This window comes from Candidatus Thioglobus sp. NP1 (genome assembly GCF_003326015.1).
GTDB classification, from domain to species: domain Bacteria; phylum Pseudomonadota; class Gammaproteobacteria; order PS1; family Pseudothioglobaceae; genus Pseudothioglobus; species Pseudothioglobus singularis_A.
Genome location: NZ_CP023860.1, coordinates 337922 through 355575 on the forward strand (window position 1 = coordinate 337922; position 17654 = coordinate 355575).

Genomic DNA, 17654 nt, shown 5'->3' on the forward strand with positions numbered 1-17654 from the left:
ATTTGGGTAATCTAAAATTTACAGGAGTGAAAGTAATTTTTGATTAAGCTCTTTAACCATAATCTTTAAATCACTTATCTTAGAATTATTCTCAATAATATCAGTAGGAAGATGGTTTTCTAGTTGAAGGCGCTCTTCACGAGTGGCTTGAGCCATCAACATTATTTTAGCTTTTTCTTTACTAATTTTCTCTCTAGACATCAGGCGAGATAATTGATTTTCAATTTCACAATCAACTACTATCGCTCTATCAAATGGTTCCCATAATTTTTTCTCAACTAGTAAAGGAATTACTACAATCATGATTCCTTCTTGACATGAATTCATAGCGGCATTCATTTTATGAAGTATTTTTGGATGTAAAATTTTTTCAATTAAAGCTCTATTGCGCCCTTTTTTATAAAGCTCATCCCTAAGGTGTTTCCGATTAAGCATACCATTAGGTAATACAATAGAGTCTCCAAAAACCTCTATTAATTCATTAAGTCCTTCTGTGCCAGGGAGAACAACTTCTCGAGAAATAACATCTAAATCAATAATATGGCAACCATAGATTCCCAGTAAGTCACTAACAAGAGATTTGCCTGATGCTATGCCACCAGTTAGCGACACCTTAAGAATTTTTTTCACCATTATGGTTGATTTCAAATAATAGTAGTTACTTAAATTTTATATTGAAATTTAGGGAATACAATATGAATGATATTAATATATTTCTTAATTATGGTTTTTAGCTTGACTTTCCAAGTAAAAATTTCGATAATAGGCGCTCTTTTGGTTATGTAGCTCAGCTGGTTAGAGCACAGCATTCATAATGCTGGGGTCGGTGGTTCAAGTCCACCCATAACCACCATATCCTATAAGGCTTTAAGCCATTTCACTTAAATCAAAATATTGCTCCAGTACACACTCAGTACACAATAGGACTAAAAAACACCCCTTTTCTACACTTCGCTTAAGTTCAAATAATTATATAAATAATAACAATTAAATACATAGTGACTAATAACCGTTGGTTTGAAGTGTATATAACCGATGGTTTAGATAAATACTATGAAAAAAGTACCATCCTTCGCATATATATACTGACTTTGAAGGTACGGGTGGGGAGGCTCATTGCGATAACGGATAGATATATATACCCTCACTCACACATCAAACGAAGTTTGAATTTCTAAATGAGCTGTAATTCCTGAATGAAAAAAATCATAATATAAAAAAAAAGAGTTATTGAATGCCCTTTCTTACATATATAGTATTCACTGTAAAAAATACATACCTTATATTTACAATAACTTAGGAGTTAAAAAATGACATTAACAAGGATTTATAAAATTTTTGGTGGCTTTCATATTTTCTTTGGATTAGTATTACTATCTGGCCTTGGACCTCTTCCAACTGACTGGGTTGCTTCTGTTGGAATTCCAACAATGGCCGAACATTTTGGCTCTGCGATGATGGTCATAGGTTATATGTTCTGGATGCTTCCAAGCTGGACATCTGAAGACCAGCTTAAAACTGCCACTATGCCATTGATATGGGCTCAATTTTTTCTATTCTTGATGCCAATCTATCATGTTGTAAATGGCTCGATACCTGCTGATGCTGGTTTCTGGCTACAGAGTGTAATCTTAGTAGTATTTATGGTGCTTTTCTATAGACAATCTCGCGCCTAAATATTAATTTATTCTATTTTAATATTCAAAAGGAGGTCATGATTGACCTCCTTTTTTAATTACACCCTCCCTCACACATCAAACGAAATTTGGACTTGAGTTCAAGTTGATATACAATCCTAGTATGAAAAATAAAGTTATTTTGCTCATTTTAGATGGATTAGGTTATTCTTACGCGCGCAAGCTGATGGGAAATTTAGAAGGTTGGGTAGAGGCTGGAGATGCGAAGGTTTGGCAAGGCCAATCAGTCTTGCCCTCTGCGTCTGGCCCATGTTACGCCAGCATTCACACGGGACTCACTCCCCAAGACCATGGTGTGACCTCTAACTACCATCAAGGCAGACTGGAAAATGCTGACATTTTTAGTGCCGTCAAAGCTGCAGGTGGAACCACAGGAGCTGTAGCCCATTCATTCTTTTCAGATTATTTTCAATCCAGTCCATTTAATCACCTGCGCGACATGGAGGTGGACGACATTAATCGGCCTATTCAACACGCCCGCTTTTACACCATGACTGGAGAAAATAAAGCCCAGCCTGCAACACCTTCAGACATTGACCTGTTCTGGCAAATGAGTTTAGTAATTCAACGCCATCATCCGGACTATTTTTTATTCCACTCCTGTACCCTAGACAGCTTAGGTCATAATTATGGCTTTGATTCCATTCAAATAGACAAAAATTGTTATACCATTGACGCAGCTCTGGGCGACTTTATCCCGCGCTGGCAAGAGCAAGGTTATGACGTCATAATCACCGCAGATCATGGCCAAAGCGCTCGGGGCCACCATGGTGGCACCGAAGCCATCATGCGCGACATTCCCATCTACTACTTTGCTAACCCTAACCATCCTGTTCAAGGGCCAGCACCAGATCATGTGATTCACCAAACCGCCATTGCACCCAGTATACTTCAACGCATGGGCGTTGCGATTCCTGAATCAATGCAATCCACCCCCGTGTGGACATAATAAAAATAATTTTTTTTTCCAATCAAAGATATACACACCCTCCCTCACACATCAAACGAAGTTTGGACTTGTAATCCTACCCCATGTAGTATTCATCTATTTGCGTCAAAACGGTTGTTGATGCAACGTCTGCACCGGCTGCTTCTCTAATTTCTATAATATCAGCGCGCTCACCAAATGATTTTACAAATGATGGGTCTTTCGCTTCGATTAATGCATAAACAGCTGTTTCATCTGGATTTGTACCTGCCCAAATCATCTTTGCACCTTGCTCATTCATCTGAGGCTCAAGACCTTTTGCCATCTCTGACCAGGTTTTCCAGCCCTTAGAAATATTAATTGTCACCAACATACGTATCATTTTTATTCCTTCTTATTATTAAAAAAATTTAATTATAGCTCAAAAAAATCTCTCCCTCACATATCAAACGAAATTTGGACTTTAATTTAAGTTAACATATAATTCTATTTTTTTAGGAGAGACTAATATGGCTCGATCAAAACATGTGGATTTAAATGTTCTAAGCTTCTCAATCTATGCGATTGCCATTATCACATCAGGTGCTTATCTGGGTAACTTAATCAATATGGGAGTGGTACATGCGGCTTTCTGGTTAACCTTAGAGCCAGTTGCATTCATGAATGACTTCGCAGGTAAATTTGATTTGCTTGTGATGACTCTGCCCTTAACGTTTTTACCTAGCTTACTTGCGATAATTGTTGCTATCTGGAGCACACGGAAAACTATGCTCGCTCGAAATTATTGGCTTTGTGCGCTTGTTCTAACTTTGATCGGGCTTGGCCTATCTGCTGTCTACTTTTTACCAATGAATAATGGGTTTGTTGCGCAATCATTTACACCAGAAGAGGCTCGTGTAAATCTTGAATTCTGGTACAACTTACATTGGGTCCGAGTTGCACTATCTGCTGTGTCTTGCCTTTTTACGCTCTTGGCATTCAAAGCTACGGTAAATGCTCACCACCAAATAATCCAAAGTTAGAATTGGTAATGGCAATTCAAAACCTTATGTAAGGTTTGAGATGTAATGGTCGAATGAGGTCAATGAACAAAGTTACACATGAATAAACCCTCCCTCACACATCAGACGCAATTTGGACTTATAATCTTTTTATGAGATAAAATCTTATCATGCAAAAATTAACACAACAAAAAGTCAATGAATTCAAATCTCAAGGCTTTCTTGTATTAGAAGATTTTGTTAGTTCAGGAGTATTGTTAGAGCTTAAAGAGTCACTCAATAGCATCTTTAAAGAAATTCATAAAGAATCGAGAAGAGTAAAACAATCATATGACAATAAGCATTATGGTGATATCTCAAAAGCTGGTCGAAAATTTACTAAAAATCAAAGTAAATATTATCCTTCAATTCAGAAATACCTTAAAAGCAATCGTATAAAGGAAGTAGTTACAACGTTACTTGATGGTGATGCATTTATTTTCAATGAACAATTCGTAACGAAAGAGCCTAGCACGCCGTCAAGCTTTAATTGGCATCAAGATTCAGGATACATAAATTTTGATCATAAACCCTATTTGACAACTTGGTTGGCGCTTGATGATACCAATTCATTGAATGGACCTTTGTCGATTATTCCTACAAATATAGAGACCACTTTAGAAGTATTTACTCACCAATGGTCAGACAAATCAAAAGACTTATTTATTGAGGTTGATGAAACTAAAGCAAAGACTTTACATGTTTCTGCAGGAACTCTAGTGGTATTTTCTAGCCTTACTCCACATGCCTCTGGAGCAAATCAATCAGCCAAAACAAGAACAGCTTATCTAGCTCAATATTCATCAGAGCCAATTATTGACCCAAATACAGGATTAGATAGAAATCAAGCGATTCCAATTTAAACTAATTACTAATTTAATTATATAGGGGAGCCCCTCTCTGCATTTCGGATAGATATATACACTCTCCCTCACACATCAAACAAAATTTGAATTCCTTTTGAACTATAATTCTATTATGAAGAGACTATTCATACTTTTAATTCTATCCTTTTTCTCAGCTCAAGGTCTCGCTGGGTCTTGTCCTGATGGCAGTGAGCCAGTAAAGAGTATTTCTGCTGATGGTACTTATTTTATATACAACTGTGGAGGTTCAACAACCTCTTCTTATGAAACCTCAAGTGCAAAGTCCAATGGACTATTACCAGATACACTTAAACAAATCAAAGTTGTGAAGGATTGGGAACCCGTTGCTGATTTTGAAGCTTTAAAAGAATATGCCAAACAAGTCCCAATAAATGGATTTCGAGTTAAAAAAAATAAAGAATGGAATTGTGTAAATAGAATTACAAATGTAAATCCATATCCAGATGAAGATTCACATCGTGCATGGTTTCATTGTCAAGCTTATGTTCATGGATTAGCGGCAAGCAATCCACAAATATTAGCAGACATATTACTTACGTGGGCATCAGCTACAAAAGATCCTATGTTTGTTATACCTGTTACAAAGTCTGGGGGTTACAATGTTGCAGGCTATGATATACCATCCACGATCGGAACATTTGCCCAGTCTTATGCGTTTTGGTATGACGAAATAGAGTACACACCAGATGAGCGTAAACAGGTAGATTCTTACATGACTAAAAAGCTAATAGAGCAAAAGTTTCCTGTGATGAATTATGGAACAAGGCCTTGTGATATAAATAATATTAACAGTGTCTTTCATAAAGATACAGGTACAAATAACTGTGGCAACATTCGAATGAAAGTAGCAGTGGGTGAAATTATGCTGGGCTTTAGATTAGAAAATCAAACTTTGTTAGATAAAGGGCATGATGATATGTATGTGGTGCATGCTTTTGTTAATGAAGATGGTATTAATATTAATCACGCCTCTAGAGGTGGAAATACATTGAATTACTCTTGGGAATACACATACTATGCAAGTTTACTAGCAGAGATATATGATGCAGTTGGCTATGACTATCTTGAACATACGCTTCCTCGCGGTGCAAAAGTGCATGAGTATTTAAGCTTTAATTACAGATTTTTAAAAGACTTTAAGCTGACTGCTCAATGGGCAAAATATGATGTTGGGTCAATGTGGCTTCCCTATAGTCAGATAAAGAATTTATCACAAGAAGAATATGAAAAAAGTGACAATGGTCAAAATGTTTATCGATGGGAAGATGGTGACAATGAATTTGTAAAAGCCCATACTAAATTTGTTAAGCGATATATGCCAGAACTTTATACTTTTGATGTAAAAAATTACATGGGTTCAAATTTTAATGAATCACCAAACTTTGGCGTTCATCCCTACATGCTTCATTTGGGTAATAATATTATAGAAGAAAATAACAATGTTGAGCTCATTCAGAAGCAAGCTGAACTCGAAGTTGAGCTCCTTCAGAAACAAGCTGAACTCCAAGATGAAAAAGATGCTATTGACTGTAAAGAAAGTAGTCTTCGTGGAAGTGAATATATTGCCAAATGGTATGTGGCAATTCCAGAAGAAAACTGGGAGCTTAAATATAAAGGAATGGACAGACTGACTTTAGCCACAGACAATTGTAAGGGCAAAATCCATAGCAGCGAAAGGTTCTGGCCATCGAGCTCAGATGGAGGTAAGTTAAAAAATAGTTCAGTTAGAGATAAATTAAAAATTAGATGGAAAACTAATGGTCAAATTACCATTTCAGGAGATCTTATATATTGGCCTTTAGGAGGGATTTCAGCCACATCTTTACAAGGTAATTTAAATAATGGCAAGATCTCTGGGGAAAACGATTTTGGAGATAAAGTTGTTATCGAAATTATTAGTAATAACAATCTTGAATAAGATAGAGTAAGAATATTGTTTGGTGGAGTGTGTAACATAAGCAACAGATTGTCCAATAAGTTTATAAACAATAAGGAATTGAGAAATGAGAATCGAAGAAGATATAAAGTTAGATTATAACAATGTTTTAATAAGACCAAAACGAAGCACATTAGGTTCTCGCAAGGAAGTTGACTTAGAACGCGGTTTTAAATTTCGCAACTATAAAGGCGACACAATAGATGATTATCGACATTATCGAGGTGTGCCAATTATGGCCTCTAATATGGATGGAGTTGGTACATTTGAAATGGCAGACATCCTTTCAAAACAACAAATTTTTACCTGTCTTGTGAAGACCCTAGCAGTAGACGAACTCGTTAATTACTTTAATGCCAAGAATGATTTTAGACGTGAACATGTGGCAATGAGTATTGGTATTACTGATAATGATTCAGCAAAGTTCAAAGAAGTATACAAACAAGTTGATAAAGGCAATCTGAAGTATGTTTGTATTGATGTAGCAAATGGATATAGTGAGCGTTTTAGCAACTTCGTTAGAAAGTTTAGAAAACAATATCCGAATGTAGTAATCATTGCAGGCAATGTAGTCACTGGTGAAATGACAGAAGAATTAATTCTAAATGGTGCTGATATCGTTAAAGTCGGCATCGGACCAGGAAGTGTTTGTACTACTCGTATTCAAACTGGTGTTGGATATCCACAATTATCAGCAGTCATTGAATGTGCCGATGCGGCCCACGGACTAGGCGGACATATTATTGCTGATGGTGGTTGTGCTTCACCAGGTGATGTTGTTAAAGCATTTGCAGGAGGATCTGACTTTGTAATGCTAGGTGGAATGTTAGCTGGACATGACGAGGGTGGTGGTAAGATAATTACTAAAGAATATATTACAAAAGAAGTTGATGTGACTGAAAAAAAGTCATTTATTCAGTTCTATGGCATGAGTTCAGATGCAGCAAATGTAAAACACTTTGGCGGACTGAAAGATTATCGAAGCTCTGAAGGTCGTGAAGTATTAGTCCCATATCGAGGTGAAGTATCAAAAACAATTCAGGACATATTAGGTGGTATTAGAAGTTCATGTACCTACGCAGGTGCTCAACGTCTCAAACACTTAATGAGATGTACTACATTCATTCGTTGTTATGACACTCATAACAGAGTATATGAGAATAATTAATCTCGGATACATATACAGACTTTGAAGGATACGGGGGAGTAGCCTATTGATATCGGCTTTATATATATAATCCCTCCCTAATACCTCAAACGAAATTTTGACTTTGGTTCAAGCTCTTATAAAATCCTAGTATGAAGAAAATACTCCTACTTTTATTGCTATCTATCAGTTTAAAAACCATCTCTTCATCTGGCTATCTTGATGAGTGGAATGATGACCAAAGTTGTGAGAGGGTGAATAATCAATCCCCCCACACTCGAATTGATGATGAGTTTATTATGAAAAGCTATTATTGTGTTGATGGTAGTTTTAATAAAGTAGATAAAGCGCCAATTATTAACAGTTCAATTCTAGTAAATAAACTTAAAAGTATGAATAAAATATTAAGAGGCAAGAAACCTATTTATAGCACTAGTGGTGGCACTCAAATTAAAATAGAGCCATTAGATGAAGAAAAATCCATAATACTTAATAAACTCTTTTAATATGAGATTAGATCCCTAGCATATATATACTGACTTTGAAGTTATGGGGAGAGGCTCATTGAACTCGGTTAACTATAAATAATCCCTCCCTCACACATCAAACGAAATTTGGACTTTCAACTATTCTAACCTAATAAATATGTTTCTAATGAAGTGATAATAAAATTTGTATAATTGGTAATTTAAAGTATATATCAATTTGGATTCTTATGATTGATCCGCGCCAAGCCAATAAGGCGGCATACAAGAAGTATTGTGACACATTTCGCAGCAACGCAAGTGGAGGTCTATTCAACGCCTGTAAGGAATTCCATAGTGATAATGCAGCCATTCATGTCACTGCACCAATAAATTTTGTCAATGGTTTTTCTGGCTTGTATGAGTCATTATATGAACCTTTGCTATATGCCATGCCTGATCTTTATCGCCGTACTGAATTACTTTTTTCCGGCAACGCTAAGGGCGGTGACTGGGTGACGGGCCATGGGCATCTTGTTGGAACCTTTAAGAAAGACTGGATGGGGATTCCCGCAACTGGACAAATTGTGTTTATACGATTTGGCGAATTTCACCGTATGGAAGATGGCCGGGCATTAGAATCCTATCTATTTTTTGACATTATTGACCTGATGCGTCAGATTGATCGCTGGCCACTGCCTGTTCCAAGCATTGGTGAAGAGTTTTTTATTCCTGGCCCCATTACTTGTGATGGGCTGGTGATGGCACCACAAGATGATGCTGACAGTAAAAAAAGCGTCAATATGGTCTTTGATATGTTGAAGTGCCTTTACACAAAAGATGAGGCTTGGCGTCCCTACTGGCATGAAAATATGATGTGGTACGGACCGGCTGGCTATGGAAGTTATATCGGTATTGATGGGTTTGCTCGGTTCCAAATGCCTTACGAAAGTGTTTTTGATCCTCGCCGAAAAGGGGAAACTGGTTTAACTGGTGAACCTGGCTCAGATCTAGACAAAGCTGTCAAAGGACATTTCACCAGATTTGCAGAAGGAAATTATGTGGCATCCGGTGGATGGCCTTCTCATGGAAGTTATTTGACAAAGGACTGGTTGGGAGTGAAGGCTTCGGGACAGTTGTTCGCAGTTCGTGTTGCCGACTGGTGGCGCCGCGATGGTGATCTGCTAGTTGAGAATTGGGTGTTTGTCGATCTTATCGATATGTTGTTGCAGCTTGACTATGATGTGTTTGAGGCGGTGGATATCAAGTTGGACTTATAATATTGGTGGAGTTATTAATTATGGCAAAGTATGGAGTTATTTTAAAATTAAGTAGTAAAGGAAAATCTATTGAAGAAGCAGATGTGCCTATCATTATTGACGCACTTGACCTAAAAGAATTATTCCATACACTTCAAGAAGATATGGAAATTCAAATTGAACTAGAGGATTTTGCAAGTCAGAATTATGGGGAGCTTGAATTTGATGCTTGGAAACCCATAAAGATTTTCCAATTTACCTTAACTGAAGATGGTGAAATAGATGAAGGTAATGAGCCATCTGTTGTTTGGGAAACAGGAGATGGTGAAGTAAGAATGAATTAATAATTATATGAAAAAAAAACTACTCCTACTAATCTTCTCTTTATTGCTCTCCTTTAATTCTTATGGTGAGTGGATTCAAGTACCTACTAATGAAAAAGCTAATACATACATTGATTTTGATAATCTTCAGTTGAGAGCTGACGGGTATGTTTATTGGTGGATGATGGCATCTGATTCATCATCAAGTCAAAAGGCTTATATACAAACTGATTGTGAAACTAAAGCTATAAATGTTTTACAACTAGATTCTTATGATGAACCAATGGGTGCTGCAGATTTGACTTCAACTAAACCAGATGAGGGGTGGCTATATGTAGCACCAGACAGAGGAATTTATAGATTTATAAGAGTTGTTTGTAAACTGGCTGAAGAAACTCCTGAAGAAAGGGAAAAGAGTATTACTAATCTTCTAATGGAACTTGAATATAAAACTAAGATTAATACATTAAGTGAAGAGCAAACTTAATATACAAGAATTCCCTAAAAAAATCATACTATATAAAGTTAAAGACTATTTTTGATTGGATTAGCAGGCTGATCATTTGTATGGCAGTGAACTCCCCCACCAGCCGCCCAAGAACTTAACATTTCAATTAAATATACGTCACGATTTGGAAAGTAATTTTCAATACGAGATTTAGCTGAGATATCAGTTTCAGTATTCCCAAAGCCAGGCACAATTACAAATCCGTTACCAACTAACCAGTTCATGTAATTTGTATCAAATTTTTGATTATTATATTTTACAAAACCCTCAATAGGCTCTCTTATTACATTAAGCCCTGCCTTCTTAATTACTTTTGCTGCATTATCATAAATCTCAGCATCTTTACTATTTGGTTGACATAAAGAGCGAGATGTACATTGAACTACAACAACAGTTCCTACTCCTATAAAGCGGGCGATGCCATCAATATGTCCTTTGGTAAGGTCTCCATCCGGAATACCCTCAATGAAAATAACATTTGTTACACCAAAGTGCTTCTTCAGGTCACTTTCTGCCTGTTGTTTATTGTAGTTCAAATTGCGACTTGGATCACCTAAGGTGCTCCAACTTGTAATAACTGTATCTAATCCGTTAAACTCTAAGTTGCCACGTTCATGTACTATGTTTATGTAATCAACAGGCATATCAAGTATCGCTCCAACTTTGTCCGGGACCATGTTGTCCAAACTAAAAGGAATGTCTGAGCCAAAAGCACCACCCCATGCATTAAAATCCCAATTTTGAATTCTTAACTCATTATCTTCTAAAACAAAAATAGGACCATTATCTCTCATCCAAGCATTATTGTTAGGCACTGCATGCCATTGGATATTATTATTTTGAGGGTCTGCTCCTATGTTATTTAACGCTTTACGCGCGTCTAGATAAATTTTTTCAGAATTATATAAAATGTGTAGTTTTTCATAACGAGAAATAATCGCAGATATCTTTGCAAAGGTTGGTTCATATTCTTTTTCCCAATAACCAGGCCATTGCATCCAAATTGCTTCTTGAGGTTCCCATTCAGCTGGAACACGTTTTGTTGTATTGTTAACTTCATTTGCGAAAGTATTAACCTCAATCACTGAAAGTAAAAGTACTATTGAGATAAACCAAATTTTACTTTTTTTGGTTATCAATTTTCAACCATCTCTTAAGTAGGTGGTATCTTCTTCAATGATGCCATTCTTTAGGGCCCATTCAATGAACTCCTTGGTATCGATTTTAATAGTGTCAATAATTACTTTTCCATTTTCAATGCTAACCTTCTCAACCTTCTTGCTCTTACCAAAATGCCCTTTAAGAATATTCCATTCCTGAAAATCCTCGAATTTTGTTTTTAATTTGTTAGGAATAGAGTCAACTATCATTGATAGCAAATCCATACTTAGCATCCAACAAAAAAACTCATTTCTATCCATATCATCAGGAGAAATTCCTAGCATTATCAGAAATGCTTCATGTAGGTAAATATCTGAATATAACTCTAGGCAATTTAGGTCAAAGGAAGCATCCCGAATTAGATAATGTCTTTTTTTAAATGCGGTTTTGTCATGATTCACTATATGCCAAGTCCAGAATTTTTGTTTGTCTTCTGGAAAACTTCGTCTGCAAGAAGCACCATCAATCTCTTTAGTGAATTCAGTCCATTTTTCTGAGCTTTTGTCAGGAAGTAGGTCTTTTTTAATCCAGTTGGCTTGATCTGATTCTTCTATCTTGAAATTATTTTTTAATGTTAGTTTTCCTTTGACTTCTTTCCATCTATGTTTTACATAAACATCTCGCCATTGGTCGAATTCCCAATCATTTTTTCCATTTTTAAAGCCGATGCTGAATAAATCGTCACAAAGGGGTATGGTTTTAATAATTTCAGATGTAAATCTTTTTTCAATTGCACTAATTAAAAGGAATTGAGTTTCAAAGTCATAAACTGTCTTTCGTTTTAGGTCTTCTCTTTTGGCATGAGGGATAAAGTAACTCATTTCATCTCACTCTATAAATATTCAGCAGTCTATTATAATGTTTTATTATTTAATCTTTTAAACGAAACGGCGGATACTCATCAGTTGTTAATAGAAGAGCATAGGCGCTAACTCTAAGTGTCCATCTCAAAAAACCCTCAACAAAGTTAAAGATTTCTTGTGGATATATACCTGTCAATAGGATAGCTAGTAATGCAAAAATTGTTGAAAATATAACTCCGATAAAAAGAAAGACAAGGACTATGATATGAGGGATAACAAGAATCCATTTAACAAGTGGCATCCATCTTTTTAAATCATTTTTAACTTCCGGATATGGCACTGTAATCTGAACTGATTGAGCTTGATCTGTAGAAGGGTATTCATCTTGCATGAGAAAAAAATAAGCTGCGATTCTATAGGCAAATTTAGTGATACCAATATTCCATTCAAACCAAAACTTTGGGTACTTTTCTTGAAAGAGTAACATCATTGCAATAGCAAATGATAAAGCCTCGGCATAAGTTGAAATTAAGCCCAAAATAAAAACAATTGGGATAACAAGAATGAACCTAAATAAAGCAGTTAATCGATTCGATGATCCCAAGTAATCAATCTTTAATTTAACTGGATAGTCTGTCATGCTTATTCCCTATGTTTTAATATTACTTTATTTAAAAAACTCTATATAGATGATATAACTTAAAAGTGTTAGCCATATAACCCCCACATTATCAGTATTTCTTTTAGAGCTTTGCTCAATTTTATTTAAGTTGTCATTGATACTATCAATATGATCAATTAACTTATGATTTTCATGAGTCATTTGTATCTCTCTTAAAGGTTTCATTAAAAATAGCCTCGACTCTTCTATTAAATTCATCTTGTGTGTAGAGCCCAATAAGTAATCCCTGCACATATTCCTTAAATCTTTGAGTTTTTTCCTGGTGCTTTATGAGTTCGACTTGAGTATCTTTTATTTTTGGCTCTAGTTCAGATATTTCCATTACTTCCTCCTAATAAATATTTATTTATTTACAAAAAAAACTTCCTGTATCTCCATATCAAATGCCAGGGCAATCTTAAATGCAAGATCTAATGATGGAGTGTATTTGTATTTTTCAATGGCAACGACGGTCTGTCTTGAGATGCCTACAAGTTCTGCTAATTGCTGTTGTGTCATCTCATCATTATTAAATCTGAGTTTCCTGACAGTATTTTCAATATTAATCTTTTTCTTAATCATTACTACTTGTAGAGGTAAACCTTTAAAAAAAGACTAACAATGCTTGCTGTAAATCCCGAAAAAGTAATAGCAATTAGGCCTGCATTAATAGTGAGATTAAACCAGCCTAATAAAACAAGAGTTATTACAAGAGTAATACCAAATATTGCGCTACTAACTTGCAAGGCGTAGAGTTCAAAAATTTTATCCCTTTCATCATCAATATCTTTCTCAAGTTTGCCAGTAACCATTGAAAAGAGCATGTTCATAACTACATTAAGGGCAATAATTAAAATAATGCTGATTCCAATGCCCTGAGCAAGCACTTTAGACACAGAATCTATAGTCATTATTGCACTTTCAGTTAAGTGGAGCAACATCCAAATCATCGCGATTAATGCTCCTATTATTTCTCCCAAGGTATTTCTAATTTTAATATTCATTATGTATGTTATAAGTTACTTAATGTATATTATAACAGATATAAAGTAAGATATAAATTACGTAATGTAAAAAATAATATACATTAATTTCAAACCTGTGTACGGGAATAGTTTTTTTTGAGAATTAATAATATTGTATGGGTCTTTTTGAGATATTTACTTTCAAATAATTAACGGATATAATGCTTTTTTAAAATAATCTTGTCTGCGGAGAAACTTAGAATGAGTAATAGATTTCATTTAGCAGTAGAGGCTGGAGATTTATCAATCACTGTTCCTTGGTATCAAGAGGTACTTGGCTGTAAATTAGATATGGCTGAGGATGGCCTATGGCAGGATATTGATTTTTGGGGTAATGAATTAACGCTCCATAGCTCAAAACCTAGGCTATCATCAGATAGGATTCGACATGATGTTGACATGGGGAATGTAGTAGTTCCTCACTTTGGGGTGCATTTAGAGATGGACCAATATAAGCAAGTTCGACAAAATGTTCTTGATCACAATGGATTTCTAGACGATCCATATATTCGATTTGAAGGTACAGATTATCAGCAGGAAACTTTCTTTGTTGAAGATCCAAATCTTAATGTTCTAGAAATTAAACATATGGTGAATCCAAGAGACTAATATCCACATAAGAACTTCACTTGAAGCAAAAAACTTCTAAATTAATTGTATTATCTAGTTGATAATACGTGAACTAAATTTATTTAAAAAAAGAATTGTATGAAAATTAAAATTGGGAAAATAGCGCTTTTTCTAGCAACATTAGCGGTCATTTGGCTTTTGCTTGGTATGGTTAATATTGTCCCATTCTTAATAGAGTTGCCCCAGGAAACTAGTATAAGAGCGCATGCCTCATTGGCAGTCATTTTCTTATTAATAGGTTCTTGGGCTTTTTGGAATGAAGATTAATTTTTAAAAGAGGGTGTAATTATGATTAAAACGTCAGATATTTGTATTTTAATTTCTGTTGCAGTTGCATTTGTAACAACTGCTTTTCTTTGGTTTCAAGGTGTTGATACTAAGCAAGAAGCATTGTTTACTTCAACTTGGATTCCATCAATTTTAACGTTTGCTATTTATTTTAAAATAATAGCAAGGAAGGACTAAATATGGAAGATTCATTATTATTCTTTACCGGTTTATTTTGTTTTGTGCTTGCAATAATTGGAGCTGTATTGACGGTGAAAGAATTTAAAAATATTGAAGCTGAAGATAAATAATAGCTTATAGTTTCGTAGTTATTTAAAAAGCATTAGTAACGTATCTTGTTTGAATGGTGAAGTAACTCAGTTAATTCTGATGTTATTTCCATCTGGGTTTACGGCTTTAATTATTTGTTCTATATATTTATTTTCATAAGCCCATTTTAGGAATTTTTGAGAAGACAGCCTGTCGTTAAATTGTGATGGCTGTCCTCTAGTTCCTATTCTCTCGATCAACGTGTATTCTTTTCTTGATTTAAGATACCACTCTATGTGCCCATAACCATCATTGCTATATAAGTTACTACTTATTTCAAAAGCAAATCCATTGTAATTTTTGTAATTAACTTTGTTAGTTTTGAATAGCTTTTCTTCAAGGCTAAAGTTTTCAAAACCTTTTGTGCCTACAACTGAGGGACTTAGGCCAAGAGTGACAAGGAGAGCATCCTCTAGTCGAGTAAAATTTGTTTGAGTGACTCTACCCATGTTAAAAGTTTCCAATGCTAGTTTATCAATTCTAAGACGCCATTTTTGATGGTACCTACTCCAAGCTTTCCAGATGTCTAAGTAGGAGATATCAAGCTCATAGGAGGCAAAATATTGTTCGTCTGCATTATCATTTTCTTTATTTGATTTGAGCTTTCCAAGACCATTTTCAAATGTTATGCCTTGGGGATCATAACAGCAATTGTGAGCAGAGATTTCCACCCATCCATGACTAATATAAATCTCTCTCCATTCTTCATAAGTAATATTATTATCTTTAATTTTCCCAAAAGCCCTGCTATCTAATTTTTTCTTCCAATCATTTAAAGACTGCTCAACTATATCTAGCTCTTTTTTAAGCTCACTAATTGTTCTCTGAGTTAGCTTTTCAGAGATTGTGAAACGCATGTCTTCATTGAATCTTGAGAGTGCTGTATTTATCATCTTTCTGTTGAAATTTCTTATTAAGATATTTTTTAAAAAAAAATAGAGTTAAAAAAAGCCCTCATAAAGAGGGCTTTTTATTATTCTATTATCTAAAATTAAGCAGATTCTTTTACTGCTACGTTCCAAATAATTAAACCAAATAAGATTTTGTTAACAAAATCTGCAAGGTTATAAAGAATATTTAGAGAGCCTGCATCTACACTACCCATCATATATCCGAAGATATAGCCTAGTGGATAAATAGCCCAGCCTACTAATACAATTATTCTTAGTGCATTGAATGCAGTTTTTACACCTTCATTCGCTTCAGCTGCTTTACTAGCTTCACCACCAAAGATTTCCCAGATGATAATTGCCCAACCTACCATACCTATGATAAATCCTAGGGAAGCAGAGATTAGCATTGCTTCACCTGCAAAACCACCGATAAGCATAACTAGTGTACCACCCAACAATCTCCAAAAAGAGTTTGTTGAAATTGTTGCACCTACCGCTTTAAGAATGATGAAGAATTCAATCATTAATAAAGGCACAGTAATTAACCAGTCAATGTATCTATAGACTACTGGAGAACTTTGAGTTGCAACCCAGTGATCTCTCATATAGTAATAGTGAATAGCAGCAACTAATGTAACTAATCCAGCAACTGTCATTGAAAGTTTCCATTCTTTATTTACGTTCATACCCTCGTAAAAGAAGAATACTGTTGAGGCAACCATAGCAACAGATACTAACCAAAATGAGACGCCAACAAAATCTCCAGCTTGTAACATACCGTCCATACTAACTCCTTGATATTTTTTTAAAAAACCATACAGCCTCAGAGGCCTGTAAGGATGAAAATATACCCTTTTTTAATACAAATTAGACATGAAACAATAATGGTTTTTTATGAACTATATATTTACCTATAATCCAATAACATCAAATATTTTTTTTATCTAAAATGTATGTATATTTTACGATATTCTGGGAGTAAATCAAATGGATTTAAAAATTATATATTTTGATATGCCTTTCTGGAGGGCTGAGGTTGCTAGGTTATCTTTATTCATGGCTAATATTGATTTTGATGATGTTAGGATTACTGGTGATGACAATAAGTTTTTAAAGGAGCATGGTAAGCTTAAAGACGGTACATCAATTCCTTTCAGACAACTTCCTGTATTAGTTATTGATGGTCAGAGTGTTGCTCAGTCTGGCGGTATTGCTCGAATCTGTGGTAAGCTCAGTGGCATGTATCCTGAGGATATGGTTGAGGCAGGAAAAGTCGATCAAATTATTGACACGGTGACCGATATGAATGTAATGTTGAATCTCTCAATGCGAGAAAATGATCCAATAATAAAAAAGCAAATGAGAGCCGATTTAACAAACACAGACTTGCCCAGATACTTTGGTTACTTAGAAGAGATTATCGATGCAAATAGTTCCCATTGGTTTGTGGGAGACACAGTGACAGTTGCTGATATTGCAGTATGGAGTTTTCTAGGTTGGATTGCCCAAGGAGTACTTGATGATATTCCACCAGAAGTTATTCAGCCTTTTGTTGGCCTTAGAAAAGTATATAACGAGCTAGGTGAGCACCCTCTTGTTGGTCAGTGGAAGAAAAAAACCTATTCACATGATGAGTCCTCCTCAGATGAATATAACTATGATATACCGGATAGAATTTAAATTTTTTTCTATTAA

The 17654-nt window shown here is 35.2% G+C and carries 24 protein-coding genes and 1 tRNA gene; 15 read left to right on the plus strand and 10 right to left on the minus strand.

Annotated elements, in window-relative coordinates; translation table 11 throughout:
* Positions 1 to 18: 18 nt before the first annotated feature.
* The gene (gene coaE, locus CRN91_RS01755; protein ID WP_114114739.1) at positions 19 to 633 is read right to left on the minus strand and encodes a dephospho-CoA kinase; all 615 of its coding nucleotides are present in this window, start codon (positions 631 to 633) and stop codon (positions 19 to 21) included.
* Positions 634 to 776: 143 nt separating this feature from the next.
* Between coaE and CRN91_RS01760 the strand changes: the two genes are divergently transcribed.
* The 3 genes from CRN91_RS01760 (at position 777) to CRN91_RS01770 (ending at position 2646) form a co-directional block, all read left to right on the plus strand.
* A tRNA-Met gene (locus CRN91_RS01760) sits at positions 777 to 853 on the plus strand.
* A 457-nt stretch (positions 854 to 1310) separates the two neighbouring features.
* Positions 1311 to 1676 (plus strand): hypothetical protein, encoded by a 366-nt coding sequence (locus CRN91_RS01765; RefSeq protein WP_114114740.1) that lies wholly within the window; start codon positions 1311 to 1313, stop codon positions 1674 to 1676.
* Between the two features lie 124 nt (positions 1677 to 1800).
* On the plus strand, positions 1801 to 2646 hold the full coding sequence (locus tag CRN91_RS01770) for an alkaline phosphatase family protein (protein WP_114114741.1): 846 nt from the start codon (positions 1801 to 1803) through the stop codon (positions 2644 to 2646).
* Between the two features lie 76 nt (positions 2647 to 2722).
* Here CRN91_RS01770 and CRN91_RS01775 read toward each other — a convergent pair whose 3' ends face one another.
* Positions 2723 to 3007 carry a hypothetical protein gene (locus tag CRN91_RS01775; RefSeq protein WP_254424954.1) on the minus strand — a complete coding sequence of 95 codons (285 nt, stop codon included), beginning with the start codon at positions 3005 to 3007 and terminating at the stop codon, positions 2723 to 2725.
* 226 nt (positions 3008 to 3233) lie between these two features.
* Here CRN91_RS01775 and CRN91_RS01780 point away from each other — a divergent pair, with 226 nt between their 5' ends.
* From CRN91_RS01780 to CRN91_RS01815, 8 genes are all read left to right on the plus strand, one after another.
* Positions 3234 to 3647 carry an anthrone oxygenase family protein gene (locus tag CRN91_RS01780; protein ID WP_254424955.1) on the plus strand — a complete coding sequence of 138 codons (414 nt, stop codon included), beginning with the start codon at positions 3234 to 3236 and terminating at the stop codon, positions 3645 to 3647.
* A 149-nt stretch (positions 3648 to 3796) separates the two neighbouring features.
* Complete coding sequence (locus CRN91_RS01785; RefSeq protein WP_114114744.1) at positions 3797 to 4528, plus strand: phytanoyl-CoA dioxygenase family protein; 732 nt, start codon at positions 3797 to 3799, stop codon at positions 4526 to 4528.
* Positions 4529 to 4643: 115 nt separating this feature from the next.
* Positions 4644 to 6470, plus strand: a complete 1827-nt coding sequence (locus CRN91_RS01790) for an alginate lyase family protein (RefSeq protein ID WP_114114745.1) — start codon at positions 4644 to 4646, stop codon at positions 6468 to 6470.
* An 85-nt stretch (positions 6471 to 6555) separates the two neighbouring features.
* On the plus strand, positions 6556 to 7656 hold the full coding sequence (locus tag CRN91_RS01795; protein WP_114114746.1) for a GMP reductase: 1101 nt from the start codon (positions 6556 to 6558) through the stop codon (positions 7654 to 7656).
* Positions 7657 to 7787: 131 nt separating this feature from the next.
* Positions 7788 to 8141: a hypothetical protein gene (locus tag CRN91_RS01800; RefSeq protein WP_114114747.1), complete on the plus strand. Its 354-nt coding sequence runs from the start codon at positions 7788 to 7790 to the stop codon at positions 8139 to 8141.
* 209 nt (positions 8142 to 8350) lie between these two features.
* A complete protein-coding gene (locus CRN91_RS01805) occupies positions 8351 to 9379 on the plus strand; it encodes a nuclear transport factor 2 family protein (protein ID WP_114114748.1) in 1029 nt (342 codons plus the stop codon).
* A 20-nt stretch (positions 9380 to 9399) separates the two neighbouring features.
* Positions 9400 to 9702, plus strand: a complete 303-nt coding sequence (locus CRN91_RS01810) for a hypothetical protein (protein ID WP_114114749.1) — start codon at positions 9400 to 9402, stop codon at positions 9700 to 9702.
* Positions 9703 to 9709: 7 nt separating this feature from the next.
* Entirely contained in the window at positions 9710 to 10168 is a 459-nt protein-coding gene (locus tag CRN91_RS01815; RefSeq protein ID WP_114114750.1) for a surface-adhesin E family protein, read from the plus strand.
* 38 nt (positions 10169 to 10206) lie between these two features.
* Here the strand turns inward: CRN91_RS01815 and CRN91_RS01820 are convergent, their stop codons facing one another.
* The 6 genes from CRN91_RS01820 to CRN91_RS01845 all read right to left on the minus strand — a co-directional run bounded on the left by CRN91_RS01820 (position 10207) and on the right by CRN91_RS01845 (position 13818).
* Positions 10207 to 11274, minus strand: a complete 1068-nt coding sequence (locus CRN91_RS01820; protein ID WP_254424956.1) for an agmatine deiminase family protein — start codon at positions 11272 to 11274, stop codon at positions 10207 to 10209.
* Between the two features lie 57 nt (positions 11275 to 11331).
* The gene (locus tag CRN91_RS01825; protein WP_114114752.1) at positions 11332 to 12171 is read right to left on the minus strand and encodes a hypothetical protein; all 840 of its coding nucleotides are present in this window, start codon (positions 12169 to 12171) and stop codon (positions 11332 to 11334) included.
* Between the two features lie 49 nt (positions 12172 to 12220).
* Positions 12221 to 12793, minus strand: a complete 573-nt coding sequence (locus CRN91_RS01830; RefSeq protein WP_114114753.1) for a DUF4389 domain-containing protein — start codon at positions 12791 to 12793, stop codon at positions 12221 to 12223.
* Positions 12794 to 12965: 172 nt separating this feature from the next.
* Positions 12966 to 13157, minus strand: coding sequence for a hypothetical protein (locus CRN91_RS01835; RefSeq protein ID WP_114114754.1), 192 nt, complete (start codon positions 13155 to 13157; stop codon positions 12966 to 12968).
* Between the two features lie 20 nt (positions 13158 to 13177).
* On the minus strand, positions 13178 to 13396 hold the full coding sequence (locus CRN91_RS01840; RefSeq protein WP_114114755.1) for a helix-turn-helix transcriptional regulator: 219 nt from the start codon (positions 13394 to 13396) through the stop codon (positions 13178 to 13180).
* Between the two features lie 2 nt (positions 13397 to 13398).
* Positions 13399 to 13818 (minus strand): hypothetical protein, encoded by a 420-nt coding sequence (locus CRN91_RS01845; protein WP_114114756.1) that lies wholly within the window; start codon positions 13816 to 13818, stop codon positions 13399 to 13401.
* A gap of 222 nt (positions 13819 to 14040) precedes the next feature.
* On the opposite strand from CRN91_RS01845, the gene CRN91_RS01850 reads away from it, so the two are divergent.
* From CRN91_RS01850 to CRN91_RS08650, 3 genes are all read left to right on the plus strand, one after another.
* On the plus strand, positions 14041 to 14448 hold the full coding sequence (locus tag CRN91_RS01850) for a VOC family protein (protein WP_114114757.1): 408 nt from the start codon (positions 14041 to 14043) through the stop codon (positions 14446 to 14448).
* A gap of 99 nt (positions 14449 to 14547) precedes the next feature.
* Positions 14548 to 14736, plus strand: a complete 189-nt coding sequence (locus CRN91_RS01855; protein WP_114114758.1) for a hypothetical protein — start codon at positions 14548 to 14550, stop codon at positions 14734 to 14736.
* A gap of 21 nt (positions 14737 to 14757) precedes the next feature.
* Positions 14758 to 14934: a hypothetical protein gene (locus CRN91_RS08650; RefSeq protein WP_168177004.1), complete on the plus strand. Its 177-nt coding sequence runs from the start codon at positions 14758 to 14760 to the stop codon at positions 14932 to 14934.
* A 179-nt stretch (positions 14935 to 15113) separates the two neighbouring features.
* On the opposite strand, the gene CRN91_RS01860 is transcribed toward CRN91_RS08650, so the two are convergent.
* Complete coding sequence (locus CRN91_RS01860) at positions 15114 to 15959, minus strand: hypothetical protein (RefSeq protein WP_114114759.1); 846 nt, start codon at positions 15957 to 15959, stop codon at positions 15114 to 15116.
* Positions 15960 to 16057: 98 nt separating this feature from the next.
* Positions 16058 to 16744 carry a bacteriorhodopsin-like gene (locus CRN91_RS01865; RefSeq protein WP_114114760.1) on the minus strand — a complete coding sequence of 229 codons (687 nt, stop codon included), beginning with the start codon at positions 16742 to 16744 and terminating at the stop codon, positions 16058 to 16060.
* A 202-nt stretch (positions 16745 to 16946) separates the two neighbouring features.
* Between CRN91_RS01865 and CRN91_RS01870 the strand changes: the two genes are divergently transcribed.
* A complete protein-coding gene (locus CRN91_RS01870; protein WP_114114761.1) occupies positions 16947 to 17639 on the plus strand; it encodes a glutathione S-transferase family protein in 693 nt (230 codons plus the stop codon).
* Positions 17640 to 17654 lie beyond the last annotated feature (15 nt).